The sequence below is a fragment of the Streptomyces sp. NPDC005898 genome (genome assembly GCF_040629635.1).
In the GTDB taxonomy this organism is placed as follows: Bacteria; Actinomycetota; Actinomycetes; order Streptomycetales; family Streptomycetaceae; genus Streptomyces.
This window is the reverse complement of sequence record NZ_JBEXWC010000005.1, coordinates 287318-311544: the sequence shown is the minus strand read 5'-3', so window position 1 is coordinate 311544 and position 24227 is coordinate 287318. Positions and strand designations below refer to the sequence as shown.

The window sequence follows — 24227 nt, the reverse complement described above, 5'->3', positions numbered from 1 at the left end:
CCATGTGCGGAATCGTCGGTTACATCGGCAAGCGTGACGTCGCCCCCCTGCTCCTCGAAGGCCTCCAGCGCCTGGAGTACCGCGGCTACGACTCGGCGGGCATCGCCGTCACCGGCCCCAAGGCCACCGGCCTGAAGACGGTCAAGGCCAAGGGGCGCGTACGCGACCTCGAGGCCAAGGTGCCCGCCCGCTTCAAGGGCACCACCGGCATCGCCCACACCCGCTGGGCCACCCACGGCGCCCCCTCCGACGAGAACGCCCACCCCCACCTCTCGCAGGACGAGAAGGTCGCCGTCGTCCACAACGGCATCATCGACAACGCCTCGGAGCTGCGCGCCAAGCTCACCGCCGACGGCGTCGAGTTCCTCTCCGAGACGGACACCGAGGTCCTCACCCACCTCATCGCCCGCTCCCAGGCGGACACCCTGGAGGAGAAGGTCCGCGAGGCCCTGCGCCACATCGAGGGCACGTACGGCATCGCCGTCCTGCACGCCGACTTCAACGACCGCATCGTCGTCGCCCGCAACGGCTCCCCGGTGGTCCTCGGCATCGGCGAGAAGGAGATGTTCGTCGCCTCGGACGTCGCCGCGCTCGTCTCGCACACCCGCCAGGTCGTCACCCTGGACGACGGCGAGATGGCCACCATCAAGGCCGACGACTACCGCACCTACACCACCGAGGGCTCCCGCACCACCGCCTCGCCGACCACCGTGGAGTGGGAGGCCGAGTCGTACGACATGGGCGGCCACGACACGTACATGCACAAGGAGATCTTCGAGCAGCCCGACGCGGTCGACCGCGTCCTGCGCGGCCGCATCGACGACCGCTTCTCCACCGTGCACCTCGGCGGCCTCAACCTCGACGCGCACGACGCCCGCAAGGTGCGCCGCGTCAAGATCCTCGGCTGCGGCACCTCGTACCACGCGGGCATGATCGGCGCCCAGATGATCGAGGAGCTGGCCCGCATCCCCGCCGACGCGGAGCCGGCGTCCGAGTTCCGCTACCGCAACCCGGTCGTGGACCCCGACACCCTCTACATCGCGGTCTCCCAGTCCGGCGAGACGTACGACGTGCTCGCCGCCGTCCAGGAGCTCAAGCGCAAGGGCGCCCGCGTCCTCGGCGTGGTCAACGTCGTCGGCTCGGCGATCGCCCGGGAGGCCGACGCGGGCGTGTACGTCCACGCGGGCCCCGAGGTCTGCGTCGTCTCCACCAAGTGCTTCACGAACACCACGGTGGCCTTCGCCCTGCTCGCCCTGCACCTGGGCCGCATCCGCGACCTGTCGGTCTCCGACGGCAAGCGGATCATCGAGGGCCTGCGCAAGCTGCCCGGCCAGATCTCGGAGATCCTCAAGCAGGAGGACGAGATCAAGAAGATCGCCAAGAGCTACGCGGACGCCCGCTCGATGCTCTTCATCGGCCGCGTCCGGGGCTACCCCGTCGCCCGCGAGGCCTCCCTCAAGCTCAAGGAGGTCTCCTACATCCACGCCGAGGCCTACCCCGCCTCCGAGCTGAAGCACGGCCCGCTCGCCCTCATCGAGCCCGCGCTCCCCACGGTCGCGATCGTCCCGGACGACGACCTCCTGGAGAAGAACCGCGCCGCCCTGGAGGAGATCAAGGCCCGCAGCGGCAAGATCCTCGCCGTCGCGCACCAGGAGCAGGAGAAGGCCGACCAGACGATCCTCGTCCCGAAGAACGAGAACGAGCTGGACCCGATCCTGATGGGCATCCCGCTGCAACTCCTCGCCTACCACACGGCGTTGGCGCTCGGCCGGGACATCGACAAGCCGCGCAACCTGGCGAAGTCCGTGACCGTCGAATAGCCGGACCGGCGGGTCGAGCGGTCCGCCCCGGCAGGAGAAGTGAAGCGGCTCCCCGCGGGTGCCACCGGCGCCCGGGGAGCCGCTCCCTCAAGGGCCGCGGCCGCCGCCCGGTTGACGAAGCGTCACGGAATGACGATGACGGGCCGCTGCGCCCGGCGCGCCAACCGCCCGGCGACGGAGCCGAAGATGCGCCCGACGATGCCGTGCGTGGAGCCGACGACGATCGCGTCCGCGCTGTACTCGCGACCGACCTCCTCCAGCTCGTGGCAGATGTCGCCGCCGCGCTCGACGAGGATCCAGGGCACCTCGGCGAGATAGTCCGCGCAGGCCAGTTCGAGGCCGAGCACCTCGGTGCGGTGGTCCGGGACGTCGACGAAGACCGGCGGCTCGCACCCCGCCCACACCGTGGTGGGCAGCCGGTTGGCGACATGCACGATGATCAGGCCCGAGCCCGAGCGGTGGGCCATGCCGATGGCATAGGCGAGGGCGCGCTCACTGGAGGTCGAGCCGTCGAAGCCGACGACGACACCGTGCCGGAAGGCCGGATCGCAGGCATGACGTGGTTCTTCCGCCGCTCGGGGGGTCGCTGTCGGATCGGCGACCTGCCGCTTGCGGTCCGCGGGTTCGAAGAATTCGTGACCGGCCATGGGTGTCTCGGCGAAGGAGTCCTCTGTGGGAGGGTCGGCTGTTCGGATGCTGCGGCAGTGCAAGGACGCGGTGCAAGGACCTGGAAGGTAGTCCGGGAATCACCTTCCCAACTCCATACCCCCAAGGGTACGGCGCCACTCCCCTCCTGCCCAGAGCCCGCGTAGAGCCCGCACGGGCTCGCGCCGGACCGCGCACAGGGCCTCCCGGCGTTCACCGGAGCATGCATGAGCCGCGCCCGGATGGCAATGGTTGCTGCCACGTACAGGCGGTTTGCGCACCCGTCCGGAGCCCGGTGCGCGCCGCACCAGTGACCGCCCGCCCGGCCGTGCGTTGAACCCCGTACGCCACCGCCGAGGGAGCACGCCGTGCCTGGAACCTCCACCACGTCCCCGCCCGCCCCCAAGGACCGCCCCGATCCCGCCCCGCGCCCCGGAAAGCCGCGGCGCGGCCCGGGAGCGGACCCGGCGGGCGACGTCGTCCGCTGGGCGGCCTTCAGCTGCGTACTGGTTCCCGTCGTCCTGGTGGGATACGGGATCTCGCTGGCCGGAGCCGGCGGGGCGGCCCTCGGTCTGGCGGCCGTCACCGGGGTCTGCCGGGTGCTGCTGCGGCAGTCCGAGCGGGGCGCCGCGCGGCAGCTGGCGGAGCAGCGCTGCGGGCACCGCGGACGGCACGGCAGAACGGGTACGGGAGGACACCGCGGAACCCGGCACAGCCCGGGCGGTGCGCCGGTCGACTGACCGATTCGCACACACGATCCCGTAGCTTTTCAGCCAACTTCCCCGGACGCCGATCTCCCCGGCCGAACGGGCCCTCCAGCCTCGTCCGGCCTGGGCTGAAAGGGGCCCGGAGGGCAAGCGCACCCTACGGGGACCGGCCACGGAGCGAAGGCGCACTTCCCTGTGCGGCCCACGAGTGCAACGCTTCGTGATCGAATGCTTCACGCCAAGTTGCCATGTCGACAATCTGCCGGGTGCTGAACTGGTCACCCCGGCAGCACGGGACACAGTAGATTCGATCTTGACTGTATTACGGCGGGGGACTGGTGGAGGACCGAGGGGAAACGTGCAGGAGCGACAAGCCAGGCAAGCGCGTCAAGCACGTCGAGCAGGTCAGGAACAGGGAGCCGCTACGACCGAGGGGGGTTTAGCGCCATGACTCACGACTCCATCGCAGCGCCGGAGACCACGGCCCGGAAGCTCTCCGGGCGCCGACGCCGGGAGATCGTATCGGTGCTGCTCTTCAGCGGTGGTCCCATTTTCGAGAGTTCCATACCGCTCTCCGTGTTCGGCATCGACCGGCAGGACGCGGGAGTGCCCCGTTACCGGCTGCTCGTGTGCGCCGGCGAAGAGGGCCCGCTGCGGACCACCGGCGGACTGGAACTCACCGCACCACACGGCCTGGAGGCCATCGGCAGGGCGGGCACGGTCGTCGTACCGGCCTGGCGGTCGATCACGTCTCCGCCGCCGCCGGAGGCACTCGACGCGCTGCGCCGCGCGCACGAGGAGGGTGCCCGCATCGTCGGGCTCTGCACCGGCGCGTTCGTGCTCGCCGCCGCCGGCCTGCTCGACGGCCGGCCCGCGACCACCCACTGGATGTACGCGCCGACGCTCGCGAAGCGCTACCCGTCCGTGCACGTGGACCCGCGCGAGCTGTTCGTCGACGACGGGGACGTCCTGACGAGCGCCGGCACCGCGGCCGGAATCGATCTCTGTCTGCACATCGTGCGCACGGACCACGGCAACGAGGCGGCGGGCGCGCTCGCCCGCAGGCTCGTGGTGCCGCCGCGCCGGGCCGGCGGCCAGGAGCGCTACCTCGACAGGTCTTTACCCGAGGAGATCGGCGCCGACCCGCTCGCCGAGGTCGTCGCCTGGGCCCTGGAGCACCTCCACGAGCAGTTCGACGTGGAGACGCTGGCCGCGCGCGCCTACATGAGCAGGCGGACCTTCGACCGCAGGTTCCGCTCGCTCACCGGGAGCGCTCCCCTGCAGTGGCTGATCACCCAGCGGGTGCTCCAGGCGCAGCGGCTCCTGGAGACCTCCGACTACTCCGTCGACGAGGTCGCGGGCCGCTGCGGCTTCCGCTCGCCGGTCGCCCTGCGAGGCCACTTCCGGCGCCAGCTGGGCTCCTCCCCCGCCGCCTACCGGGCCGCCTACCGCGCCCGCAGGCCGCAGGGCGAGCGCGCGCTGGAGTCCGTCCCCACGGGCTCGCAGGCCATGCCCGCGCTGGTGGAAGCGGGTCCGGTGCCGACCCAGACCCGGCGCACCGCGGCCGCGAGCGCGCTCGGGGCGACGGCCTCGGTGCCCGCCGAGCCCGGCAAACCGCACGCGGACGCGTACGCGTCGGGCCGCACTGCCCTGCCCGGCCAGAGGAGTGCGCCGTAGGGTAAGACGCATGAACGATCGCATGGTGTGGATCGACTGCGAGATGACCGGGCTCTCGTTGACGGATGACGCACTTATCGAGGTGGCCGCACTGGTCACCGACTCGGAACTGAACGTGCTCGGCGAAGGTGTGGACATCGTGATCCGCCCGCCGGACGCGGCGCTGGAGACCATGCCCGAGGTGGTGCGCGCGATGCACACCGCCTCGGGGCTCCTCGACGAGCTGGCCGGCGGCACCACGCTGGCGGACGCCGAGGAGCAGGTCCTGGCGTACGTACGTGAGCACGTCAAGGAGCCGCGGAAGGCTCCGCTGTGCGGAAACTCGGTCGGCACCGACCGCGGTTTCCTGCTGCGGGACATGGCGACGCTGGAGGAGTACCTCCACTACCGGATCGTCGACGTCTCCTCCATCAAGGAGCTGGCCCGGCGCTGGTACCCCCGGGCGTACTTCAACAGCCCGGACAAGAGCGGCAACCACCGGGCGCTCGCCGACATCCGCGAGTCCATCGCCGAGCTGCGCTACTACCGCGAGGCGATCTTCGTCCCGCAGCCCGGCCCGGACTCGGACACCGCGAAGACGATCGCGGCCAAGCACGTCCTGCCCTCGCCCTGACCCCGCGAGGCCCCCCTGTACGGGGTCCGGAAAAAGGCGTGCGCGAGCACCCCTTCGGACCCTGTACACTTTTTCTCGGCCGGTCGGAAGGAAACGAAGACCGGACATGGTGGGTGTAGCTCAGTTGGTAGAGCACCTGGTTGTGGTCCAGGTGGCCGCGGGTTCAAGTCCCGTCACTCACCCTGAAGGATCAAGGGCTGACCTGTGAAAACGGGTCAGCCCTTGATCGCGTTCCAGGCCATGGCCAAACCGTGGCCAACCCGTACCCCCGAAACCGCCCCCTCCGGTCATGGCAACGATCAGGAAGCGCGAGTTCAAGGACGGACCCGCGACGACCTACCAAGTCCGGTGGCTCCAAGGCGGCCGCGGCGAGCCCGGTCAAGCCCGGCGCGAACGGGGAGAACGGCGTGGCCAGGGACGACAGCGCTGCTGGTCATCGGCGCCGCTGTGCGACGGCTTCCGTGTACGTCTCGCGCGTCAAGTCGCCCTCGTTGATGCCCAGGTCCGCCAAGACACCGCGGATACTGTCCAAGGCCGCATCGACTTCGCCCTCGCCGACAAGCGTCTCTACTTCCAAGAACGTCCCGTCGATCTCGGGGACACGCACGAGCGTCGCAAGCATCGTCCGGCCACTCGCCTCGAAGTCGTAGTTTCGGCATCGCTTCTCGAACGCGATGACCTCGGCATACCCGAGCCCTCGCAGAATGGCATGCGTCGCCTCCGCGTCATCGACGGCTGTCTCGTGCTCCGGCTTGGATCCGGACGCGGGATCAACCACAGCCCCCTTGAAGGTGAGCACAGTGCGGGTGCTGCCCTCGCCGTGAATAGTCCGCACGCGCAGCTCTTCGTCTGCTGCGGCAAGGGAGCCCACTGGACGGTCGTAGTACGTGTCCTGGTACACCTCGCTCCGCGCCCGAGCGCGCTCGTCCAGCTGCGCCATCACCTGCTCCGGCTCCTGCACCCGCGCCTTCAGCTCGGCCTCGATCACCTGTCGCTCCCCTCACACCGTCTGCTGCGCCTCTGCCAAGGTCGCCTCGAACATCCGCCGGAAACCGCGAAAGAGCGGACCGTGCGGTGTCGCCATCACTTTGTACGTGGCCGACTCGTGCCCTTCCCAGCCTGCGTCGAATGCCCCCACAAAGAGCGTGTGGTCGGCCCGAATCAAACGCCAGGTCGGGAGCATCCTGTACCGGAAAACAGCCACATCGCACCCTTCCACCCGCAACTCCCGGAGCCGAGCCTCCGTCAGCCGTACTCCGCCGGCCAGAGAGTCAGCGGACTCGCCGATCTCGGCCGCACGCTGCTTCAAGGTTTCGCCGTCAGGGTCGAGCAGTGCAACACGCACGCGAAGCCCTGGACCGCCATGCCCCCTCGGCATGCAAGCGGAACGCAGCAGGCTGTCGTTCAGGCCGATCAGGCCCAGGCCGCGCACGGCGAGGATGTCTAGTTCTTCGGCACAACGCGCGTTTTCCTGGATTTCCTCAGCCGCAGATGCCTGCGCCTCGTACACGCGCACCACTTCGGGGAATGCCGCCAGGTCGAACGCCGCGCCACCGCGGCTCCGCTCACGGCTGGCGGCCAGTCCGAGCAAATGGCGCGCATCGTCTGGCATGAGCAGTCCTTCGGCGATGCGCTCGTACACCGACAGGCGCGTCACTTCGCGGCGGCCGTTGATGACTTCATTGACGCGAGCCTGAGTCATGCCGGTCGCTGTGGCGATACGGGCCTGGCTGGCCCCGGAGTACTGCTGTACGTGCCGGAACACGGCGCCCATATCCCGTGCGCGGAGCGCTTCACGGACCTCTGCCCTCTCCCATGCCCAATCAGGCAGATCGACAGGGCCTCTTGCAGTCGACATAGCGCAGCCCCCGGTATCCAGAACTGGTTGGGAAGTCATCTCACCGTGAGATTACCGTCAGGGGATCGCAGCGACACCGGCTGTTACCGGACGCTGTCCAGGTGACCCCGGCGACCGCGCGAACGGCCCCGGGGCGTGGCCGACCAGCGAGGAATCGACATGAGCGAGAGTACGGACAAAGAGCCCGGCACGGGAAGCGGCACATTCCCCACACCGGTCAGCGCCGCCGTCGAATGGCTGGCGCACGCCCAGCAGGAGCCGCGCCAAGCGCACCGCGAATGGGCGGACACCGGCGTTGCCCTGCTGCCGCTCGGCCGGCACTTCGAGGCCGCGCGCCTGCCCGCGCGGCTCGTCCTCGCAGCGGTGGACACGTACGACCCGCCTGAGATCACCGAACGCCTCACTCGGTTCCTCAACGGTCCCGCCTTCTTCGACGGCCGGGCGATGGGCGGCACCTTCGACATCCTGATGCGGACCCATCGGACCGGGCACGTCTGGAAGTACCAGGACGTCGCCCCCCGACTGGGGGTGGGCAACTATCTCGCCGTACCGAGGATGGACCGCACGAAACCGCCGGGCGCCCACTGGGTGGTGCCCCCACGGTTCCCGGGCGACCTGTGCGAGCCCGCCACCGTCGAGGCCCTCATCGGCTTCGGGCTCAGCATCACCCTGGAGACAGACCAGTGACACCGCAGGCCAGAGTCCCGGAGTTGAGCCCGGTGGAGATCGGCCAGGCAGTGGTCAAGCACACCTACGACTGCCCCACGTGCAAGTCCATCGGCCGCATCTGCGCGAAGGGCCGCCGCCTGCGCCGCACCCTGAAAGCCGGCGGCGAGCCCGCCATGCGACGCGTGAACGGCGGCCCGGGATGAGTGAGGGCATCCGGTACTGCATGCCCGCAGGCGCCCAGCGGTAAGGGCCGTCTGCACTCACTCGCACATCTGCATGGGCGATCTTGGCCGGGGGAGTGTTCCCACGGGAACACTGCGCGGGTTTTGGTGACGCTTGGTGGTTCGCACTGGCATCGAAATTGCCTGGTTCGGCGCGGTTTTCAACATCGCCACAGTTCACAGATGGGTCAAGAATCAGGTTCAAGTCCCGTCACTCACCCTGAAGGATCAAGGGCGGTCAGCCCTTCTCCCCCATGGCGGCACGCAGCCACTCCAAGGGAGACTGTCTGAGCAGTTCATCGGCCAACCGCTGCCCGGACTCCGTAACGATGCGCGCTCGGCTGTTGTCGATCCACCGTTGAGCGCCGGCATACCCCTGGGACCTGTACTCCAGACCCTGAAGCATGCACTCCAGCTTGTCGGCGTCCCGGGCGCAGATGGCCTCGGGCGATTCCTTGGCCTCGTACTCGGCGACCAGGGCACGTACGGCGGTGCGCAGCACCTCGGGCATGCCGGCCGTCTGGTCGGCGGTCACCGCCTCGGGGTCACCGGGCGCGGCGTACTTCTTGCCCAGGTGATTGACGTCGCCCGTGCGCGTCTCCTGGGAGTCGTGCCACACCGCCAGGTGCGCGGCGCGAGCGGCGTCGGCGCCCTCCAGCGTGGCGATGACCGAGGCGATCACCGACGTGCGCCATGCGTGCTCCGCCACGCTCTCCGGGTCTCGGACTCCCGCCATCCACCAACCGGTTCGGCGCGCGGCCTTCAGTGTGCCCGCCTCCCACAGGAAGTGGGCCACCTCTGTGAGTTCCTGATCAGCCACGGTGTCCCCTTTCACGCCTCGGCGAGGCGGATTGCGTACCGAATGCCCTCCAGCTCCCGCCTGGCCTGCGCGGAGAGCTCCACGTCATCCAACATCACGGGGAGCCGGGTGCGTAGGGCCGTACTCGCGGGGGAGGCGGTGTGGAGCAACTTGGGGCGCGCGACCAGCAGGGCCCACAGGGTGTGGACGTTGAGATCGAAGAATCCATGCTGGGGCGTGAGCCCCCGGACGAGGTGGTCCAGCAAGCGGCCGCCGTACCAGGCGCCTGGCACGGGCGAGGCGATGAAGTCGTCCGACAGCTGAATGTGGGGTGTCTCGCCGAGCCAGTACGCCCAGTAGTTGAGGTTGGCGGCCTCGGCCGCGTCGTCGTCACCAAGTGTGCGCGTGATGAAGTGCGCCATCCGGTCCCGGTCACCTTGCCGCGCTGCGACAGCGGCGGCCGAACGGGAGTTGAGCCAGCGAGTGAGCCAGTCATCAGGGCGCACGAGCCTCTGCTGGTGGGCCAGCCAGTCGGACGTGTCGCTCTCCTTGTCGAACCCTGCCAGATACAGGGCTTGACGCCGCAGCAGGAAGTTGCCGTCGCCCCGGGCCTGTTCCGCCGTTTCCCGCATCCGCGTGAAGAACCGCGCGCGGTCGGTGGCGGGAAGATCGGGCGCCGTGGGCACGGGGCCGCGTCGCGGTCGCGGCGGTGGGGAGAGATTCCTGACCGGTGTCGGAGCCATCTTGGTCAGGGGCCAGGTCAGAACTTCGACGAGGTCGCGCCGCAAGACCCAGGCTCCGAGCGGGCTGGTGTCGGCGGGCGCGGCCTCGTCGAGGGCGCTCGCGAGCAGGACATCGGCTTCCACTGCCCGCTCCAAAACAGCCAGGAGTTCGGGGCCGCTTCCCAGGCGCATGAGACGGTGGCGGTGGACGAGCATCTGCCCGGCTGGCACCGATGTGAGTGGTCGACGGCCCGACTCCCAGCCGGAGATGGTGTCCGGCGAGACGCCGAAGGCCTCGGCGAAGCCGTCCTGGGTGTGGCCCAGCTGCTCGCGGATCACACGGAAAACGTACCCCGAGATGATGCCCGCTCGGGTGCGCTCAGTCGTTCCCTGACCGCCGGTCAGGGTTGAACGCGCGCGGTGCTCCATCTCGCCCCCTGGCTCGCACTTTGGGCAGGCTCATACCCGTACCTGCGGTCACTTCTGGCGACGATCACCCCTACCTACTGTCAAGGGGTGATGACCGGCTACACAGCGTAGTAGGAGTGGTGCCGCCGTGGACCCCGTACAACGAACCGTCGCCCCGCAAGAGGGAAGAACGCCGCAAGGCCTGCACGCGCAAAAGGAAGCCCGAGCAGTCGCGGACTGGCTCGCGCGAGCGCAGCAGGCCCCCGAGCAGGCCTGGCGGGAATGGGCGGACAGAGGCGTCGCGCTGCTCCCGCTCGGCGGGCGGTTCGAGGCGGTCCGCATCCCTGAGCGCCTCGTGCTCGCGGCAGTGTGCACGACCGACCCGCAGCAGATCGCCCTCCTGCTCGGCCGCGCCCTCAACGGCCCCGTCATCCACGACAACCGGGCCATGGGCGGCACCTACTACGCCCTTACGCGGCTCCGCGCCGGGCGCGCCTGGGCACACGAGGCCATCGCCCCGTGCCTGGGGGCAGGCACCTACCTCGGCGTACCGCGCCTCGACCGCAGGGAGCCACCCGGCACGCACTGGACGGTCCCGCCGAGGTTCGCGGGCGATCGGTGCGAACTCAGCACGGTGGCGGCCCTCATCACCTACGGACTCAGCGTCAGCCGGAGGCAGAGCTATGACCTCGAAGGCCAGGACGGCCCCGGCGCTGACCCAGTTGGAGATCGGCCAGGCGGTGGTCAAGCACACCTACGACTGCCCCACGTGCAAGTCCATCGGCCGCATCTGCGCGAAGGGCCGCCGCCTGCGCCGAACCCTGAAGGCCGGCGGCGAGCCCGCCATGCGACGCGTGAACGGCGGCCCGGGATGAGCGAGGGCATCCGGTACTGCTGGCGCTGCGACGCGCCGATCACTCAGGAGCATCCCGGCACGTCCGCCGTGAAGGTGTCCATCTCGGCCGGCGGCGCCACCATCTGGCTCCACACCAAGTGCCCGCGACCACCCGCCTTCGTGCGGCGCACGCAGCAGTAGATACCCGGGCCACGACCCCACCCACTACGACCCACCGATCCTCGACCGGACCCGCGAGACCATCGCGGCACTCCACTGGGAAGCGGACCTCGGCGTACCCCGGCTCGGCCGCACGCAGGCACCCGGCACGCACTGGACGGTCCCGCCGAGGTTCGCGGGCGGTCCCGGCGCTGAAGGCGGCTCGGGTGGAGAACCATGGCCTGTCGGCGCCCCTAAACTGACCGAGCCGCCATGAGAGAAATGATCACAAATGTACCCCGCTGCCTTACAGGACTTCGCCGCTGACCTGCTGAAAAATGCCCCCGACGTCCAGCGCGTACAGCCCCTGTCCGAAGCCGGAGACACCAAGCACCCCTACGGCCTGGCCGTCACCGTCGCCGGACGCGAGACCCGGTGGCAGATGATCGGCCAGCTCGCGGAGGGCGCCAAGCACGACACCCCCACGGCCGCTGTCCACGGCGCGCCGGCACCCTTCACGGCAGCCCCGGCCACGGGAGCCCAGGACGCGTGGCTCGCCGCCGTCATCGGCGCGGCCGAGTCGCCTGAGATCGCGTCCCTGGAGGTCTGGTCGGCCCGCGAGGGCGGCGGCGACGACCAGCAGGGCGTGACGATCGTCTGGCACAACGGCGAGAAGACGTTCATCCGCAAGATCTGACTCCTCCTCGCAGGCCTGTCCGCCCCAGCGGCGGAGTGCACCACACCGGTCAGCGCCCTCCCCCGACCACAGGGAGAACTGATCATGTGTGAACACCAGCGGGGAGCGGCACGCCCGCCCAGTAGGGGCACCCCCCGCCCCTCAGGACGACGCCCGCGGGACCAGTTCCGTCGGTAGGACCAGCTGGCGGCGTTCCAGGCGGCGGGATGTGGCGGGGCGGGGGTCCGCGATTTCTGCGAGCAGCAGGTCGATCATCGCGCGGCCCATCTCCTCTATCGGCTGGCGCACGCTGGTGAGCGGGGGATCCATGTGCCGGGCGATAGCCGAGTCGTCGAAACCGACCAGCGCCACGTCGTCCGGTATGCGCCGCCCCGCCTCCCGCAGCGCCTGCCGGGCGCCCGCCGCCATCACGTCGGAGCCCGCGAACACCGCGTCGACCCCGGGGCAGGCCGCCAGCAGCTCCCGCATCGCCCGGTGGCCGCCCTCCTCCGTGAAGTCGCCCTGCGCGATCAGCCGCTCCTCGACCGGCCGGCCCGCGTCCCGCAGCGCGGCGCGGTAGCCGTCCAGGCGGCGCTGGGCCCCGTACACGTCGAGGCGGCCCGTGATGGTGGCTATGGCCGTGCGGCCGCGCGCCAGGAGGTGGTCGACGGCCGAGCAGGCCCCGGCGAAGTTGTCGGAGTCGACCGAGGGCAGCGCCTCGTCGGCGGAGCGGCGGCCGCTGATCACCGCGGGGATCTCCAGCTGGGTCAGCAGGTCGGGCAGCGGGTCGTCGGCGTGCACCGAGACGAGCAGGACGCCGTCGACGCGGTGGGCCGCGAGGTACTGGGCCAGGCGCTGGCGCCGCTGGTCGCTGCCCGCGAAGATCAGCAGCAGCTGCAGCTCGGTCTCGCTCAGCTGGGCGCCCACGCCGCGCAGCACGTCGGAGAAGTACGGCTCGGCGAAGAAGCGGGTCTCGGGCTCGGGCACCACGAGGGCGATCGCGTCGGTGCGGTTGGCGGCCAGGGCGCGGGCCGCCGTGTTGGGGACGTAGCCCAGTTCCGCCACGGCGGCCTCGACGGCGGAGCGGGTCGCCGCGCTCACCCGCGGCGAGCCGTTGATCACGCGGGAGACCGTGCCCCGCCCCACGCCCGCGCGTGCGGCGACCTCCTCCAGGGTGGGTCGTCCGCCGCTGCGGCCGCGTGCCCCGTGAGCTGCCATTGTCCGCCTCCCGTCACACTGCCCCGGCGAGGAATGTAACAGCCGGATCTTCGGCGGGCCGAGGGGTCGAGGGGCGGGTGGCCCGTAACAGCCCGATAACCGAAGCCGTAACTCCCTGTCCGGTCCCTTGACACCCCCGCCGTCAGCAACCAGTCTTCAAGCAATCACCTGTGGGAGCGCTCCCACGCTACCTGAACCGTACACATCCCGCACGTTCCCCGCCCGAGCCGCAGAGTGAACCAACGGGCCCAGTAGAGCAGTTGGCCGGGGGGTCGGCACGTCAGGCAACAGGAGGACGTCATGCACACGAGTTCCCGCCGGACCCGCCGGTTGGTGACCTACGCGGCCGTGACCGCGTTGGCCACGAGCCTGCTGGCCGCTTGTTCGAGCGACGACGACAGCGACTCGGGGGGCGACGGCAAGATCACGCTCAATGTGGGCACCTTCGGTGTGCTGGGCCTCAAGCAGGCAGGTCTCTACGACGAGTACGAGAAGGCCCACCCGAACATCAGGATCAAAGAGAACGTCATCGAGCGCAACGACGCCTATTACCCGAAGCTGCTCACCCAGCTGCAGTCCGGCGCCGGGGTCAACGACGTGGCGGCCATCGAGGTCAGCAACATCACGGAGATCGTGCAGACCCAGGGTGCCAAGTTCGAGGACCTGGGCAAGGCCGAGGGCGTGGACAAGTCGGCCTACCTCGACTGGAAGTGGAAGCAGGCGACCACCGAGGACGGCAAGACGGTCGGCCTCGGCCTCGACATCGGCCCGACCGCCCTGTGCTACCGCAAGGACCTCTTCGAGAAGGCCGGGCTGCCCACCGACCGCGAGAAGCTGGCCGAGGCCTGGGCGGGCGACTGGGACAAGTACGTCGCGCTCGGCGAGAAGTACATGAAGAAGGCGCCCAAGGGCACCAGGTTCGTCGACTCCGCCTCCAGCGTGTACAACGCCGTCTTCGCCGGTGCCACCGAGCGGTACTACGACAAGAGCGGCAAGGAGATCTACGACGAGAGCCAGGGCCGCAAGGACGCCTGGGACACGGCGATGAAGGTCGCGAAGGGCGACATGTCCGCCAAGCTCAAGCAGTTCGACCCGACCTGGGACCAGGGCTTCGCCAACGGCAAGTTCGCCACCGTGGCCTGCCCCGCCTGGATGGCCGGCTACATCCAGGAGAAGACGGGCCCGGACGGCAAGGGCAAGTGGGACATGGCCAAGGCGCCCACGGACGGCAACTGGGGCGGCGCGTTCCTCGGCGTGCCGAGCGCCGGCAAGCACAAGAAGGAGGCCACCGAGCTGGCCGTCTGGCTCTCCAAGCCGGAGCAGCTCGCGAAGATCTTCGCCAAGCAGGCCAGCTTCCCCTCCACCCCGGCGGTCTACGACAAGCTGAAGCCCTCGGCGGCGACCAAGGCCTACTTCAGCGACGCGCCCATCACGCGGATCTACGCCGACATCGCGAAGAACATCCCCACGGCCGTCTACGGCCTCAAGGACGCCCAGATCGGCCAGTCCATCACCGACATCGGGGTGCTCCAGGTGGAGCAGCAGGGCAAGTCTCCCGAGGAGGGCTGGGAGGCGGCCCAGAAGGAGATCAAGGATGTTCTGGGACAGTGACGGACATGTCCGAGACCGCTGAGTACGCCGAGACCGCGTCCCCCGGCAAGGGGGACGCGGCCCCGGCCGCGTCGGAGGGCCGCGCCCCCTCCCCCGTGGCGCCCGCCTGGCGGCGCCGCCTGTACCGCTGGGACACCAAGGCGTCGCCGTACGTCTTCGTCGCGCCGTTCTTCCTCTTCTTCGGCGCCTTCGGCCTCTTCCCGCTGCTCTACACCGGCTGGGCGTCGCTGCACCGCCTGGAGCTGACCAACCTCGACGACAGCACCTGGCTCGGCCTGGAGAACTACACCAACCTGCTGGGCAGCGACTACTTCTGGAACGCCCTCGGCAACACGTTCACCATCGGGGTCATCTCCACCGTCCCCCAGCTCGCCATCGCGCTCGGCATCGCCCATCTGCTCAACTACAAACTGCGCGGGTCCACGCTGTGGCGGGTCGCGATGCTCGCCCCGTACGCCACCTCGGTGGCCAGCGCCTCGCTGGTGTTCACGCTGCTGTTCGCGTGGGACGGCGGCATGGTCAACTGGCTGATCGGGTCGGTCGGCTTCGACCCGGTCAACTGGCGGGAGTCCTCCTGGGGTTCGCAGTTCGCGGTGTCGTCGATCGTGATCTGGCGATGGACCGGCTACAACGCGCTGATCTATCTGGCCGCCATGCAGGCCGTGCCGCACGACCTGTACGAGTCGGCCTCGCTGGACGGCGCCTCGCGCTGGCAGCAGTTCCGGCACGTGACCATCCCGATGCTGCGGCCGACGATCCTGTTCACGGTGGTCGTCTCCACCATCGGGGCGACCCAGCTCTTCGGCGAGCCGCTGCTGTTCGGCGGCACGGCCGGGTCCAAGGGCGGCGCCGACCACCAGTTCCAGACGCTCGGCCTGTACCTGTACGACCAGGGGTGGATCAACGGCCACCTGGGCCGGGCCTCGGCCGTCGCCTGGCTGATGCTGCTGATCCTGCTGCTGATCGCCGCGGTCAACCTGCTGATCGCCCGACGCCTGAGGAGGGACCGATGAAGTCCCCCACCCCGGTCCGGACGTCCCCGGCCCCGGTCCCGACGTCCGGCCCCACCGGCCGGTCCCGGACCCTGGGCCAGAAGGCCGGCCGCACCATGCACGCGGGGCCGCTCACCTACGCCGTCCTCGCCCTGTTCACGGCGGTCTCGCTGGCGCCGCTGATCTGGACGGCGATCGCGGCCTCGCGCACGAGCGGGCGGCTCGCCCAGACGCCGCCGCCGCTGTGGTTCGGCGGGAACCTCTTCAAGAACCTCGAACGGGCCTGGACCGAGGCGAGCCTCGGCGACGCGATGCTCAACACCACCATCGTCGCGGGCAGCATCACCATCGGCACCGTCCTGTTCTCCACCATCGCCGGATTCGCCTTCGCCAAGCTGAGGTTCAGGTTCAGCGGGGCGCTGCTGATGCTGACCATCGGCACGATGATGGTGCCGCCGCAGCTGAGCGTCGTACCGCTGTACCTGTGGATCGCCGACCTCCAGTGGACCAACCAGCTCCAGGCGGTGATCCTGCCGACGTTCGTGAGCGCCTTCGGGGTCTTCTTCATGCGGCAGTACCTGCTCCAGGCCCTGCCGGGCGAGCTGATCGAGGCGGCGCGGATGGACGGGGCGAGCAGTCTGCGCATCATCTGGCACGTGGTGTTCCCGGCGGCGCGGCCCGCGATGGCCGTCCTCGGCCTGCTGACGTTCGTCATGGCCTGGAACGACTTCCTGTGGCCGATCATCGCCCTCAACCAGTCGAACCCCACCGTGCAGGTGGCGCTCAACTCGCTGGGCACGGGATACATCCCGGACCGAGCGGTGATCATGGCGGGCGCGCTGCTCGGCACGTTGCCGCTGCTGCTCGCGTTCGTGCTGTTCGGCAAGCAGATCGTGAGCGGCATCATGCAGGGCGCGGTCAAGGGCTGAGCCTCCGGGGGTCGAGCGCCCCCGGACCTCCCCGCGCCTCCCCGCACACCCGTTCTCCCGTTTCCCCTCTCCTCTCTCCCCTCTCCTCTCCGTACCCTTCCCCCTTCCATGGGAGCGCTTCCATGCCTGAATCCCTGACCTTTCCGGCCGGTTTCCTCTGGGGCGCCGCCACCTCCGCGTACCAGATCGAGGGTGCCGTGCGCGAGGACGGCCGCACCCCCTCCATCTGGGACACCTTCAGTCACACGCCGGGCCGCACGGTCGGCGGCGACACCGGCGACGTCGCCGTCGAGCACTACCACCGCTACCGCGACGACGTGGCGCTCATGGCGGACCTCGGCCTGAACGCCTACCGGTTCTCCGTCTCCTGGTCGCGGGTGCAGCCCACCGGGCGCGGTCCCGCCGTCCAGCGCGGCCTGGACTTCTACCGGCGCCTGGTCGACGAGCTGCTCGCCCGGGGCATCGAGCCCACCCTGACCCTCTACCACTGGGATCTGCCGCAGGAGCTGGAGGACGCGGGCGGCTGGCCGGCGCGCGAGACCGCGTACCGCTTCGCCGAGTACGCGGGGCTCGTCGCCGAGGCGCTGGGCGACCGCGTCCACTCCTGGATCACGCTCAACGAGCCGTGGTGCAGCGCCTTCCTGGGCTACGGCTCCGGCGTGCACGCCCCCGGCCGCACCGATCCGGCGGCCGCCCTGCGGGCCGCGCACCACCTCAACCTCGCGCACGGCCTCGGCACCCAGGCGCTGCGCGCGGCGCTGCCGGCCCGCGCCCGCGTCGCGGTGAGCCTCAACTCCGCGGTGGTGCGCCCGCTCTCGTCCTCCCCCCGGGACATGGACGCCCGGCGGCGCATCGACAACCTCGCCAACGGGATCTTCCACGGGCCGATGCTGGACGGCGCCTACCCGGCGGACCTGTTGACGGACACCGCCGCCGTCACCGACTGGTCCTTCGTCCACGACGGTGACCTGGCCGCCGTCCACCAGCCACTGGACGCGCTCGGCCTCAACTACTACACGCCCACGCTGGTCTCGGCCGCCCCGCGGGGCACCGAGGCGGCGCGCGCGGACGGGCACGGCGCCAGTGAGCACTCCCCCTGGCCCGGCTCCGAGGACGTCGCCTTCCACCAGACGCCGGGCGAGCGCACGGAGATGGGCTGGACCATCGACCCGACGGGGCTGCACGAGCTGATCATGCGGTACTCCCGCCAGGCCCCGGGGCTGGCGCTGTACATCACGGAGAACGGCGCGGCCTGCGACGACAAGCCCGACGCGGAGGGCCGCGTCCACGACCCGCAGCGCATCGCCTACCTCCAGGGCCATCTGGCCGCCGTCCGCCGCGCCCTCGCCGAGGGTGCCGACGTCCGCGGCTACTACCTCTGGTCGCTCCTGGACAACTTCGAATGGGCGTACGGCTACAGCAAGCGCTTCGGCGCGGTGTACGTGGACTACGAGACGCAGGCCCGCATCCCGAAGTCCAGTGCGCACTGGTACGCGGCCGTCGCCAGGGCGGGGGAGCTGGTCGTCGACTGACCCCGCGGGCGGCGGGGGCCGGCGGCGCGCGAGGTCAGCGGAACACCGAGGGCGGTGGCGGCGGCGAGGCGACCGCCCGGGCGTCCGTGACGGCACTCGCGCCGCCGCTGAAGTCCCGCAGCCCGCGCCCGTGTTCGACGCGGGCGGGGTGGGGGTCGCTCGCGCTGCGCCGGGTCAGCTCGGCGACGGGCAGGGCGTGGTGGCCGGCGAGCAGGACGGCGTTGCCGAAGCGCTTGCCGCGCAGCACGGCGGGGTCGGCGACGAGCGCCAGTTCGGGGAAGAGGGCGGCGGCGGTGGCGAGCTGGCCGCGCAGATGTGCGAGCGGCGGCCCGTCGGCGAGGTTGGCGGCGTAGCACCCGCCGGGCGCCAGGACCCTGGCCACGTCGGTCAGGAATTCCGTGCTGGTGAGGTGGGCGGGCGTGCGGGCCCCGCTGAAGACGTCGGCGATGACGAGGTCCGCCCAGCCGTCGGCGATCTTCGCGAGGCCCTCGCGGGCGTCGGCGGCGCGCACCCGGACGCGGGCCTGCGGGTCCAGTGGCAGCGCGCGGCGGACGAGTCGGATGAGCGCGCTGTCGCGCTCCACTATCTGCTGGGTGGAGCGGGGGCGGGTCGCCGCTATGTAGCGGGCGAGGGTGAAGGCGCCGCCGCCGAGGTGCACGGCGCGTATCGGCTTCCCGGCGGGCGCGAGGAGGTCGGCGATGTGACCGATCCTGCGCTGGTACTCGAAGTCGAGGTACGTGGGGTCGTCGAGGTCCACATGGGACTGCGGGGCGCCGTCCAGGAGCAGCGTCCAGGCGCGCGGCCGGTCCCGGTCCGGCAGCAGCTCGGCGAGCCCGCCGTCCACCTGCTCGACGACGGCTTCGGACGCCGCTTCCCGGGATCGCCTGTTCCTTGCCATCGGACCATTATCGGCGTCCGTGGCGGGCGCGGCCCGGCGGCGGTGCCCGGAGCGGTCAGCGGCAGTTGTCGGCGGCCTCGATGGTGCGGGCCGCCTGGCCGAGCGCGGCCCGCAGCACGTCGGGGTCCGTGACGGGGTCGGTCTCACGGCCGGGCGGCAGCAGCCAGCCGGTGCCCTCGACCGGCGGCTCGGGGACGCGGGGGTGCGGGGCCGGCTCCCCGGACAGGCGCAGGCCGCGCCCGGAGGTCTGCGTACAGGCGCTGCCCGGCAGGTCCCAGCCGTCGGCGGTGCCGGGCGGCACGAGGAAGCCGAGGGTGTCGCAGCTCCCGTCGTGCAGGACGGGCCCGATGGTGTCGCCCGCGCCGCGCCGCAGGATGTCGACGGCCTCGAAGCCCTGCCGCGCCGGGACGGTGACCAGATCGCAGGACTCGTCGTCGCAAGGTGCCGCGCCGCCGGGTGGAGCGCTGCCGTTCGGACCGGAGTCGCTGTTCTGCATGCCGAGCTCCAACAAGGGACCCTCCTCGCGAGTGCGGGAGCTGTTTCCGGGCTCCCGCTCCGCATGGTTCAACGCGAACCGGCGTCAACAGGCACTGCGGCACGCCGCCGCAAAGGATGGCAGTTCATGGCAGATCGTGGGTGAGATATCCGGTTTGTAGCCAAACACCGTGTGTCGGACCCGTCACAGCGGGTACGTTCGTGCTCCGCCGGAACAGGGGCCGCCCCGCGAGATCCCGTGCGCGGGCGCGGCGTCCAGTGCGCCAGCGTGTGCGCGCTCCGGCACGCTCCGCACGAGAGGGTCCGGCCATGGCGTCCTCACCGATGACATCGTCCACTCAGTCCCCGCGACCGAACCTCGCCTTCCGGCAGTTGCGCGGGCAGCGCTCGCCGGGCGAGTTCGCCGCCGCCGTCCGCCGGGCCGCCCGCGAGATCGGCGAGCGGGTCAGCTGCGACGCCCGCTACGTCGGGCGCGTGGAGGCCGGGGAGATCCGCTGCCCCAACTACGCCTACGAGCGGGTGTTCCTGCACATGTTCCCCGGCCGGACGCTGGCCGACCTGGGATTCGCACCGCGCGCGCAGGTGCGGGGCAGGGCGGCCCGCCCGGAGCCCGAGGCACCCTCCGCCCCCGCCGTGATCCGCCCCCGCGGAACCCGGCGGGCCGCCACCACGAACCACCCGCACACCACGATCCAGCTGTACGAGTCCCATCCGTCCGGGTCCGACCCCCGCGCCTGCGATCCGTACGCGATCCAGACTCCCGAGGAGAGCGACGTGCAACGTCGCGCATTCATGACCGGCTCCACCGCCACCGTGGTCACCGCGTCCCTGGCACCCATCGGGCTCGCCCCGGCCGCCCGCGCCGAGGCGCCGGCCCGGCCCGGGCACCGGGCGGGCGAGGCCGAGGCCTGCGCGGTCGAGGAGGCCGTGCGCCGGATCAGACTGCTCGACGACCGGCACGGCGCCGACGGCCTCTACCGGCGCGCGGCCGCTCCCCTGCGCACCGCCTACGCCCTGCTCGACGCGGGCACCACCCGGCAGTCCGTCTCGGACCGGTTGTACGCGGGCGCCGGGGAGCTCGCCATCTCGGTCGGCTGGCTCGCGCACGACTCGGGCCGCTTCGACGACGCCCGCTCCTACTACGCCGAGGCCCTCGCGACGGCCCGGGTCGCCGACGACCCGGACCTGGAGGCGCACGCCTTCTGCAACACCGCCTTCCTCGCGCGCGACGCCGGGCGCCCCCGGGAAGCGGTGCGGGCCGCGCAGGCGGCCGGCCGGGCGGCCCGGCACCGCGGCTCCCACCGGCTGCTCTCCCTCATCGCGCTGCGCGAGGCCGGGGGCTGGGCGGGGCTCGGCGACCGCGCCGGCTGCGAGCAGTCCCTCACCCGGGCGCACGCCCTCTTCGAGCGCGGCGGCTCCGAGGCCGACCCGGAGTGGATGAGCTTCTACGGCCGGGCCGAACTGGAGGGCCTGGAGGCGCAGTGCTGGTCCGCCCTCGGCGACTGGGCGCGGGCGGCCCGGCACGCGCGGCACGCGGCGGCCACCGCCACCGCGCAGACCCCGCACTTCACCCGGAACATCGCGCTCTACACCGCCGAGCTGGCCGACGACCTGGCCCGCGCCGGACGCCCCGACGAGGCGGCGACGGCGGGCCTGCGCGTGCTCGGCCTCCTGGACGAGGTGCAGTCCTCCCGCATCCAGTCGATGCTCGCCACGACGGCCCGGGTGCTGCTGCCGCACCGCGGGGCCCACGGGGTGGGCGGCTTCCTGGAGCGCCACGCCGCGCTGCCCCGGGCCGTGTAGACGTACGTACGTACGTACGGGCGAGGGGGCCGGGGGGTCAGGCCAGGTGGCCCGTCTCGTTCCACGACTCGATGGCGGGCTCCCCGTAGGCCCAGCCGAGGACCGAGAGGGACGTCGGGTTGAGGCGGATGCGGGACGCGAAGGCGATGTCCAGGCCCAGCCAGCGGGCGCCGATGACCCGCAGGATGTGGCCGTGCGCGAAGATCAGCACATCGCGCTCGGCGCCGCGCGCCCACGCCACGACCTCGTCCGCGCGGGCGGAGACCTCCGCGAGCGTCTCACCGCCCGGGACGCCGTCCCGCCAGATGAGCCAGCCCGGGCGGGCCGCCTGGATGTCGGCCGGGGTCAGACCGTCGTAGTCGCCGTAGTCGAACTCCATGAGCGCGTCCCACGGACGGGCGCGCTCCCCGAACCCGGCGATCTCACAGGTCTCCCTCGCGCGGGAGAGCGGGCTGGTGCGCACCTCGACGTCCGGCAGACCGTCGTAGGGCGCGCGGTGCAGCCGCTCCCCCAGGAGCTTCGCGCCGCGGCGGCCCTCGTCCAGGAGCGGGACGTCCGTCCTGCCGGTGTGCTTCCCGGACAGTGACCATGCGGTCTGTCCATGCCGGGCCAGCAGGATGCGGGGTGCCATGCGGGGACCTCTCCACGTGCTTTTCGCTGCTCATTCACTGCTTCGCGCGGGCAGCGCGTGCCCGCCCCTCCATCATCACCCACCCCGGATCGGACGCTCACCCGGCATCGCAACCCCCCGGCCGATCTCTGCGTCCCCTACCACCGGGAGCGTCCGGGGGCGCCACGGCGGTGTGCGCGCACGCCGTAAAGTGACCCGGCGGCCTGCACCGCGTGAACACAGATGATGGGGGACCGACCGGATGCCGAAGACCTACGCACCGGGCACCGGCCGCATACCCGAGCACCGGCTCCGCTGGTGGACGGAGCTGCCGTTGCTCGTGCTCGTGTACGCCGCGTACTCGGCGGGACGGCTGCTCGCCCGGGGCGATGTCGCCGGCGCCGTCGACCACGGCATCGGGATCCTCAGAGCGGAGCAGTTCCTGCGGCTGGACGCGGAGAGCCCCTTGAACCGGCTGTTCACCGCGCACGCCTGGATCGGCGTGCCCGCGGACTTCTGGTACGCCTCGCTGCACTACCTGGTGACGCCCGCCGTCCTGATCTGGCTCTTCCGCAGCCACGCCGTGCGCTACCGCGCGGCACGCGCGTGGCTGATGCTCTCCACCATGATCGGCCTGATCGGCTTCACGCTCCTGCCGACCTGCCCGCCGCGGCTGCTCAGCGCGGGCCACGGCTTCGTCGACACCATGGCGCAGTACAGCGACTACGGCTGGTGGGGCGCCCAGGCGAGCGCGCCGCGCGGGCTGGGCGGCATGACCAACCAGTACGCGGCGATGCCCAGCCTGCACGTGGGCTGGGCGCTGTGGTGCGGCGTGATGCTGTGGCGGCACGGGCGCTCCCCGCTGACGCGGGTCGCCGCGGTCGCCTACCCGCTCATCACCACCCTCGTCGTGATGGGCACCGCCAACCACTACTTCTTCGACGCGCTCGCGGGCGCCGGCGTGATGGGCGTCGGGCTGCTGCTCGTACGCCCCTTCCAGCGGCTCACGGACCCCGTGACGGCCCGGCTGCGGGAGCGTTTCACGCGGGGCCCGGGCGTCTCGTCCGCCACGGAGTCCTCGATTGTCGGTGGCGAGTGCCAGACTTCGACGCGTGAGCGACTTCCCCGACAGCGCACGCACAGTGCCCTCCCAGGCGTCGAGCCGAGCGTCCAGCCCGCCGAAGCGGGGGACGGCGCTGCGGCAGCGGCTCGCTGAGCTGCGCGGCACCGACGTCCCCGCGCAACCGCTGGACGCCCGGGCGCTGGCCGCCCTGGCGGCCAACCCCGGTTGCAGACGGCGTGCGCTGCTCGACGGCGCGGGCGTCGACAAGACGGCGCTCGCCCACTCCCTCGGCTCGCCGTCCGGTTTCGGGCAGTCGCAGTTCGCCTTCATGCGGGGCAACGCGTTCGAGGCGCGGGTCAAGGCCGACGGCGGCGCGGAGCTGCTGCGGCTGACCCACGGCCGGCTGGGCGGCGGGGCCGAGCCCGTCCCCGGTGAGGCCGCCGTGCCCGACCTGGCGGCGGCCGGCCCCGAGGGCCGCGCCGCCCGCACGGCGCTGGCGCTGCGCGAGGCGACGGCCTCGGGCGGCTGGACGCTCCTCGACCACCCCATGCTGGCGCTGGAGGTCGCCGGGACGCTCGCCTTCCTGGAGCCGGACGCGGTGGTCGTCCATCCGGACGGCGGCTGGACGGTCGTGGAGATCAAGTCCTTCCCGATGATCGACGGCTCGGCGGACGCCGCCAAGGTGGGCGCGGCGGCGCGGCAGGCCGCGGTGTACGCGCTGGCGCTGGAGCGGGTGGCCGGGCGCCTGGAGCCCGCCCCGCCGGTCCGCCACCACGTCGTGCTGGTCTGCCCCAAGGACTTCTCGAACCTCCCGACGGCCTCGGCGATCGACGTCCGCAAGCAGCTGTCGGTGACCCGGCGGCAGTTGGCCCGCCTCACCCGCGTCGAGGACATCGCGGCGGAGCTGCCCGAGGGCACGACCTTCGACGTACGCCGCCCCGCCGCCGAACTGACGGCCGCCGTCGAGGCGGTCCCCGCGACGTACGCCCCCGAGTGCCTGTCCGCCTGCGAACTGGCCTTCCACTGCCGCACCCGGGCCCGCGCGCGGGGCGAGGTGACGACCCTGGGCCGCGCCGTCCGGGGCGAGCTGGGCGGCCTGACGACCATCGCCGAGGTCCTCGCGGCGGCGAGGGGCACGGCGGGCGACGCGGCCGACCCCGCGGTGGCGATGTTGCGCCGGGCGGCGGCCCTACGGGGGGCTGGCGTGGGTGCCTCGGGGGGTTCGTGAGGGTGCCCGGTGTTCCCTACGCGTCCGGCCGTGCCTGCC

Annotated in this window: 25 protein-coding genes and 1 tRNA gene; 17 read left to right on the top strand and 9 right to left on the bottom strand. The window is 71.4% G+C overall.

Features of this window, described 5'->3' with window-relative positions; genetic code table 11:
- Positions 1 to 2: 2 nt before the first annotated feature.
- Complete coding sequence (glmS, locus tag ABZ385_RS10320; protein ID WP_358696695.1) at positions 3 to 1820, top strand: glutamine--fructose-6-phosphate transaminase (isomerizing); 1818 nt, start codon at positions 3 to 5, stop codon at positions 1818 to 1820.
- A 122-nt stretch (positions 1821 to 1942) separates the two neighbouring features.
- Here the strand turns inward: glmS and ABZ385_RS10315 are convergent, their stop codons facing one another.
- Positions 1943 to 2467, bottom strand: a complete 525-nt coding sequence (locus ABZ385_RS10315) for a universal stress protein (RefSeq protein ID WP_358586801.1) — start codon at positions 2465 to 2467, stop codon at positions 1943 to 1945.
- Between the two features lie 366 nt (positions 2468 to 2833).
- Between ABZ385_RS10315 and ABZ385_RS10310 the strand changes: the two genes are divergently transcribed.
- From ABZ385_RS10310 to ABZ385_RS10295, 4 genes are all read left to right on the top strand, one after another.
- Complete coding sequence (locus ABZ385_RS10310; RefSeq protein WP_358586799.1) at positions 2834 to 3205, top strand: hypothetical protein; 372 nt, start codon at positions 2834 to 2836, stop codon at positions 3203 to 3205.
- A gap of 414 nt (positions 3206 to 3619) precedes the next feature.
- Positions 3620 to 4849, top strand: a complete 1230-nt coding sequence (locus tag ABZ385_RS10305; protein WP_358586797.1) for a helix-turn-helix domain-containing protein — start codon at positions 3620 to 3622, stop codon at positions 4847 to 4849.
- 10 nt (positions 4850 to 4859) lie between these two features.
- Complete coding sequence (orn, locus tag ABZ385_RS10300) at positions 4860 to 5462, top strand: oligoribonuclease (protein ID WP_358586795.1); 603 nt, start codon at positions 4860 to 4862, stop codon at positions 5460 to 5462.
- 109 nt (positions 5463 to 5571) lie between these two features.
- Positions 5572 to 5644 (top strand) — tRNA-His (locus ABZ385_RS10295).
- A gap of 251 nt (positions 5645 to 5895) precedes the next feature.
- Here the strand turns inward: ABZ385_RS10295 and cyaB are convergent.
- The gene (gene cyaB / locus ABZ385_RS10290; protein ID WP_358910821.1) at positions 5896 to 6450 is read right to left on the bottom strand and encodes a class IV adenylate cyclase; all 555 of its coding nucleotides are present in this window, start codon (positions 6448 to 6450) and stop codon (positions 5896 to 5898) included.
- A gap of 12 nt (positions 6451 to 6462) precedes the next feature.
- Positions 6463 to 7320 carry a helix-turn-helix domain-containing protein gene (locus ABZ385_RS10285; RefSeq protein WP_358910819.1) on the bottom strand — a complete coding sequence of 286 codons (858 nt, stop codon included), beginning with the start codon at positions 7318 to 7320 and terminating at the stop codon, positions 6463 to 6465.
- A 159-nt stretch (positions 7321 to 7479) separates the two neighbouring features.
- Between ABZ385_RS10285 and ABZ385_RS10280 the strand changes: the two genes are divergently transcribed.
- Together ABZ385_RS10280 and ABZ385_RS10275 are read left to right on the top strand one after the other, a co-directional pair.
- Positions 7480 to 8007: a hypothetical protein gene (locus ABZ385_RS10280; protein ID WP_358910817.1), complete on the top strand. Its 528-nt coding sequence runs from the start codon at positions 7480 to 7482 to the stop codon at positions 8005 to 8007.
- A gap of 23 nt (positions 8008 to 8030) precedes the next feature.
- Positions 8031 to 8192, top strand: coding sequence for a hypothetical protein (locus ABZ385_RS10275; protein WP_358910815.1), 162 nt, complete (start codon positions 8031 to 8033; stop codon positions 8190 to 8192).
- 256 nt (positions 8193 to 8448) lie between these two features.
- Here ABZ385_RS10275 and ABZ385_RS10270 read toward each other — a convergent pair whose 3' ends face one another.
- Both ABZ385_RS10270 and ABZ385_RS10265 read right to left on the bottom strand, forming a co-directional pair.
- Positions 8449 to 9030: an HD domain-containing protein gene (locus tag ABZ385_RS10270; RefSeq protein WP_358910813.1), complete on the bottom strand. Its 582-nt coding sequence runs from the start codon at positions 9028 to 9030 to the stop codon at positions 8449 to 8451.
- Between the two features lie 11 nt (positions 9031 to 9041).
- The gene (locus tag ABZ385_RS10265) at positions 9042 to 10160 is read right to left on the bottom strand and encodes a helix-turn-helix domain-containing protein (protein ID WP_358910811.1); all 1119 of its coding nucleotides are present in this window, start codon (positions 10158 to 10160) and stop codon (positions 9042 to 9044) included.
- Between the two features lie 662 nt (positions 10161 to 10822).
- Here ABZ385_RS10265 and ABZ385_RS10260 point away from each other — a divergent pair.
- The 3 genes from ABZ385_RS10260 (at position 10823) to ABZ385_RS10250 (ending at position 11830) form a co-directional block, all read left to right on the top strand.
- On the top strand, positions 10823 to 11014 hold the full coding sequence (locus tag ABZ385_RS10260) for a hypothetical protein (protein WP_358910809.1): 192 nt from the start codon (positions 10823 to 10825) through the stop codon (positions 11012 to 11014).
- Positions 11011 to 11175: a hypothetical protein gene (locus tag ABZ385_RS10255; protein WP_358910807.1), complete on the top strand. Its 165-nt coding sequence runs from the start codon at positions 11011 to 11013 to the stop codon at positions 11173 to 11175. The genes ABZ385_RS10260 and ABZ385_RS10255 overlap by 4 nt, the downstream gene beginning before the upstream one ends.
- 250 nt (positions 11176 to 11425) lie before the next feature.
- Positions 11426 to 11830, top strand: coding sequence for a hypothetical protein (locus ABZ385_RS10250; protein ID WP_358910806.1), 405 nt, complete (start codon positions 11426 to 11428; stop codon positions 11828 to 11830).
- A 141-nt stretch (positions 11831 to 11971) separates the two neighbouring features.
- Here the strand turns inward: ABZ385_RS10250 and ABZ385_RS10245 are convergent, their stop codons facing one another.
- Positions 11972 to 13027: a LacI family DNA-binding transcriptional regulator gene (locus tag ABZ385_RS10245; protein ID WP_358586791.1), complete on the bottom strand. Its 1056-nt coding sequence runs from the start codon at positions 13025 to 13027 to the stop codon at positions 11972 to 11974.
- Positions 13028 to 13327: 300 nt separating this feature from the next.
- Between ABZ385_RS10245 and ABZ385_RS10240 the strand changes: the two genes are divergently transcribed.
- The 4 genes from ABZ385_RS10240 (at position 13328) to ABZ385_RS10225 (ending at position 18091) form a co-directional block, all read left to right on the top strand.
- Positions 13328 to 14638 (top strand): extracellular solute-binding protein, encoded by a 1311-nt coding sequence (locus tag ABZ385_RS10240; protein ID WP_358586789.1) that lies wholly within the window; start codon positions 13328 to 13330, stop codon positions 14636 to 14638.
- A 5-nt stretch (positions 14639 to 14643) separates the two neighbouring features.
- Positions 14644 to 15651 carry a sugar ABC transporter permease gene (locus ABZ385_RS10235; RefSeq protein ID WP_358586787.1) on the top strand — a complete coding sequence of 336 codons (1008 nt, stop codon included), beginning with the start codon at positions 14644 to 14646 and terminating at the stop codon, positions 15649 to 15651.
- A 95-nt stretch (positions 15652 to 15746) separates the two neighbouring features.
- Positions 15747 to 16559, top strand: coding sequence for a carbohydrate ABC transporter permease (locus ABZ385_RS10230; protein ID WP_358586813.1), 813 nt, complete (start codon positions 15747 to 15749; stop codon positions 16557 to 16559).
- A 122-nt stretch (positions 16560 to 16681) separates the two neighbouring features.
- The gene (locus tag ABZ385_RS10225; protein WP_358910804.1) at positions 16682 to 18091 is read left to right on the top strand and encodes a GH1 family beta-glucosidase; all 1410 of its coding nucleotides are present in this window, start codon (positions 16682 to 16684) and stop codon (positions 18089 to 18091) included.
- Between the two features lie 34 nt (positions 18092 to 18125).
- Here ABZ385_RS10225 and ABZ385_RS10220 read toward each other — a convergent pair whose 3' ends face one another.
- A complete protein-coding gene (locus ABZ385_RS10220; RefSeq protein ID WP_358910802.1) occupies positions 18126 to 18989 on the bottom strand; it encodes a fused MFS/spermidine synthase in 864 nt (287 codons plus the stop codon).
- Between the two features lie 55 nt (positions 18990 to 19044).
- Positions 19045 to 19485, bottom strand: a complete 441-nt coding sequence (locus ABZ385_RS10215; RefSeq protein ID WP_358910884.1) for a hypothetical protein — start codon at positions 19483 to 19485, stop codon at positions 19045 to 19047.
- Positions 19486 to 19793: 308 nt separating this feature from the next.
- Between ABZ385_RS10215 and ABZ385_RS10210 the strand changes: the two genes are divergently transcribed.
- Positions 19794 to 21287: a tetratricopeptide repeat protein gene (locus tag ABZ385_RS10210; RefSeq protein ID WP_358910800.1), complete on the top strand. Its 1494-nt coding sequence runs from the start codon at positions 19794 to 19796 to the stop codon at positions 21285 to 21287.
- 37 nt (positions 21288 to 21324) lie between these two features.
- Here the strand turns inward: ABZ385_RS10210 and ABZ385_RS10205 are convergent, their stop codons facing one another.
- Positions 21325 to 21918 carry a histidine phosphatase family protein gene (locus ABZ385_RS10205; RefSeq protein ID WP_358586779.1) on the bottom strand — a complete coding sequence of 198 codons (594 nt, stop codon included), beginning with the start codon at positions 21916 to 21918 and terminating at the stop codon, positions 21325 to 21327.
- Between the two features lie 241 nt (positions 21919 to 22159).
- Here ABZ385_RS10205 and ABZ385_RS10200 point away from each other — a divergent pair, with 241 nt between their 5' ends.
- Complete coding sequence (locus tag ABZ385_RS10200) at positions 22160 to 23113, top strand: phosphatase PAP2 family protein (protein ID WP_358910798.1); 954 nt, start codon at positions 22160 to 22162, stop codon at positions 23111 to 23113.
- Complete coding sequence (locus ABZ385_RS10195; protein ID WP_358910882.1) at positions 23040 to 24188, top strand: hypothetical protein; 1149 nt, start codon at positions 23040 to 23042, stop codon at positions 24186 to 24188. The genes ABZ385_RS10200 and ABZ385_RS10195 overlap by 74 nt, the downstream gene beginning before the upstream one ends.
- Positions 24189 to 24227 lie beyond the last annotated feature (39 nt).

What these genes read in the sequence shown, in the direction of transcription:
- glmS (WP_358696695.1), top strand. Translation starts at nt 3, where the DNA reads ATGTGCGGAATCGTCGGTTACATCGGCAAGCGTGACGTCGCCCCCCTG.
- ABZ385_RS10315 (WP_358586801.1), bottom strand. Translation starts at nt 2,467, where the DNA reads ATGGCCGGTCACGAATTCTTCGAACCCGCGGACCGCAAGCGGCAGGTC.
- ABZ385_RS10305 (WP_358586797.1), top strand. Translation starts at nt 3,620, where the DNA reads ATGACTCACGACTCCATCGCAGCGCCGGAGACCACGGCCCGGAAGCTC.
- orn (WP_358586795.1), top strand. Translation starts at nt 4,860, where the DNA reads ATGAACGATCGCATGGTGTGGATCGACTGCGAGATGACCGGGCTCTCG.
- ABZ385_RS10285 (WP_358910819.1), bottom strand. Translation starts at nt 7,320, where the DNA reads ATGTCGACTGCAAGAGGCCCTGTCGATCTGCCTGATTGGGCATGGGAG.
- ABZ385_RS10280 (WP_358910817.1), top strand. Translation starts at nt 7,480, where the DNA reads ATGAGCGAGAGTACGGACAAAGAGCCCGGCACGGGAAGCGGCACATTC.
- ABZ385_RS10265 (WP_358910811.1), bottom strand. Translation starts at nt 10,160, where the DNA reads ATGGAGCACCGCGCGCGTTCAACCCTGACCGGCGGTCAGGGAACGACT.
- ABZ385_RS10260 (WP_358910809.1), top strand. Translation starts at nt 10,823, where the DNA reads ATGACCTCGAAGGCCAGGACGGCCCCGGCGCTGACCCAGTTGGAGATC.
- ABZ385_RS10255 (WP_358910807.1), top strand. Translation starts at nt 11,011, where the DNA reads ATGAGCGAGGGCATCCGGTACTGCTGGCGCTGCGACGCGCCGATCACT.
- ABZ385_RS10250 (WP_358910806.1), top strand. Translation starts at nt 11,426, where the DNA reads ATGTACCCCGCTGCCTTACAGGACTTCGCCGCTGACCTGCTGAAAAAT.
- ABZ385_RS10245 (WP_358586791.1), bottom strand. Translation starts at nt 13,027, where the DNA reads ATGGCAGCTCACGGGGCACGCGGCCGCAGCGGCGGACGACCCACCCTG.
- ABZ385_RS10240 (WP_358586789.1), top strand. Translation starts at nt 13,328, where the DNA reads ATGCACACGAGTTCCCGCCGGACCCGCCGGTTGGTGACCTACGCGGCC.
- ABZ385_RS10235 (WP_358586787.1), top strand. Translation starts at nt 14,644, where the DNA reads ATGTCCGAGACCGCTGAGTACGCCGAGACCGCGTCCCCCGGCAAGGGG.
- ABZ385_RS10230 (WP_358586813.1), top strand. Translation starts at nt 15,747, where the DNA reads ATGCACGCGGGGCCGCTCACCTACGCCGTCCTCGCCCTGTTCACGGCG.
- ABZ385_RS10225 (WP_358910804.1), top strand. Translation starts at nt 16,682, where the DNA reads ATGCCTGAATCCCTGACCTTTCCGGCCGGTTTCCTCTGGGGCGCCGCC.
- ABZ385_RS10220 (WP_358910802.1), bottom strand. Translation starts at nt 18,989, where the DNA reads ATGGCAAGGAACAGGCGATCCCGGGAAGCGGCGTCCGAAGCCGTCGTC.
- ABZ385_RS10215 (WP_358910884.1), bottom strand. Translation starts at nt 19,485, where the DNA reads ATGCAGAACAGCGACTCCGGTCCGAACGGCAGCGCTCCACCCGGCGGC.
- ABZ385_RS10210 (WP_358910800.1), top strand. Translation starts at nt 19,794, where the DNA reads ATGGCGTCCTCACCGATGACATCGTCCACTCAGTCCCCGCGACCGAAC.
- ABZ385_RS10205 (WP_358586779.1), bottom strand. Translation starts at nt 21,918, where the DNA reads ATGGCACCCCGCATCCTGCTGGCCCGGCATGGACAGACCGCATGGTCA.
- ABZ385_RS10200 (WP_358910798.1), top strand. Translation starts at nt 22,160, where the DNA reads ATGCCGAAGACCTACGCACCGGGCACCGGCCGCATACCCGAGCACCGG.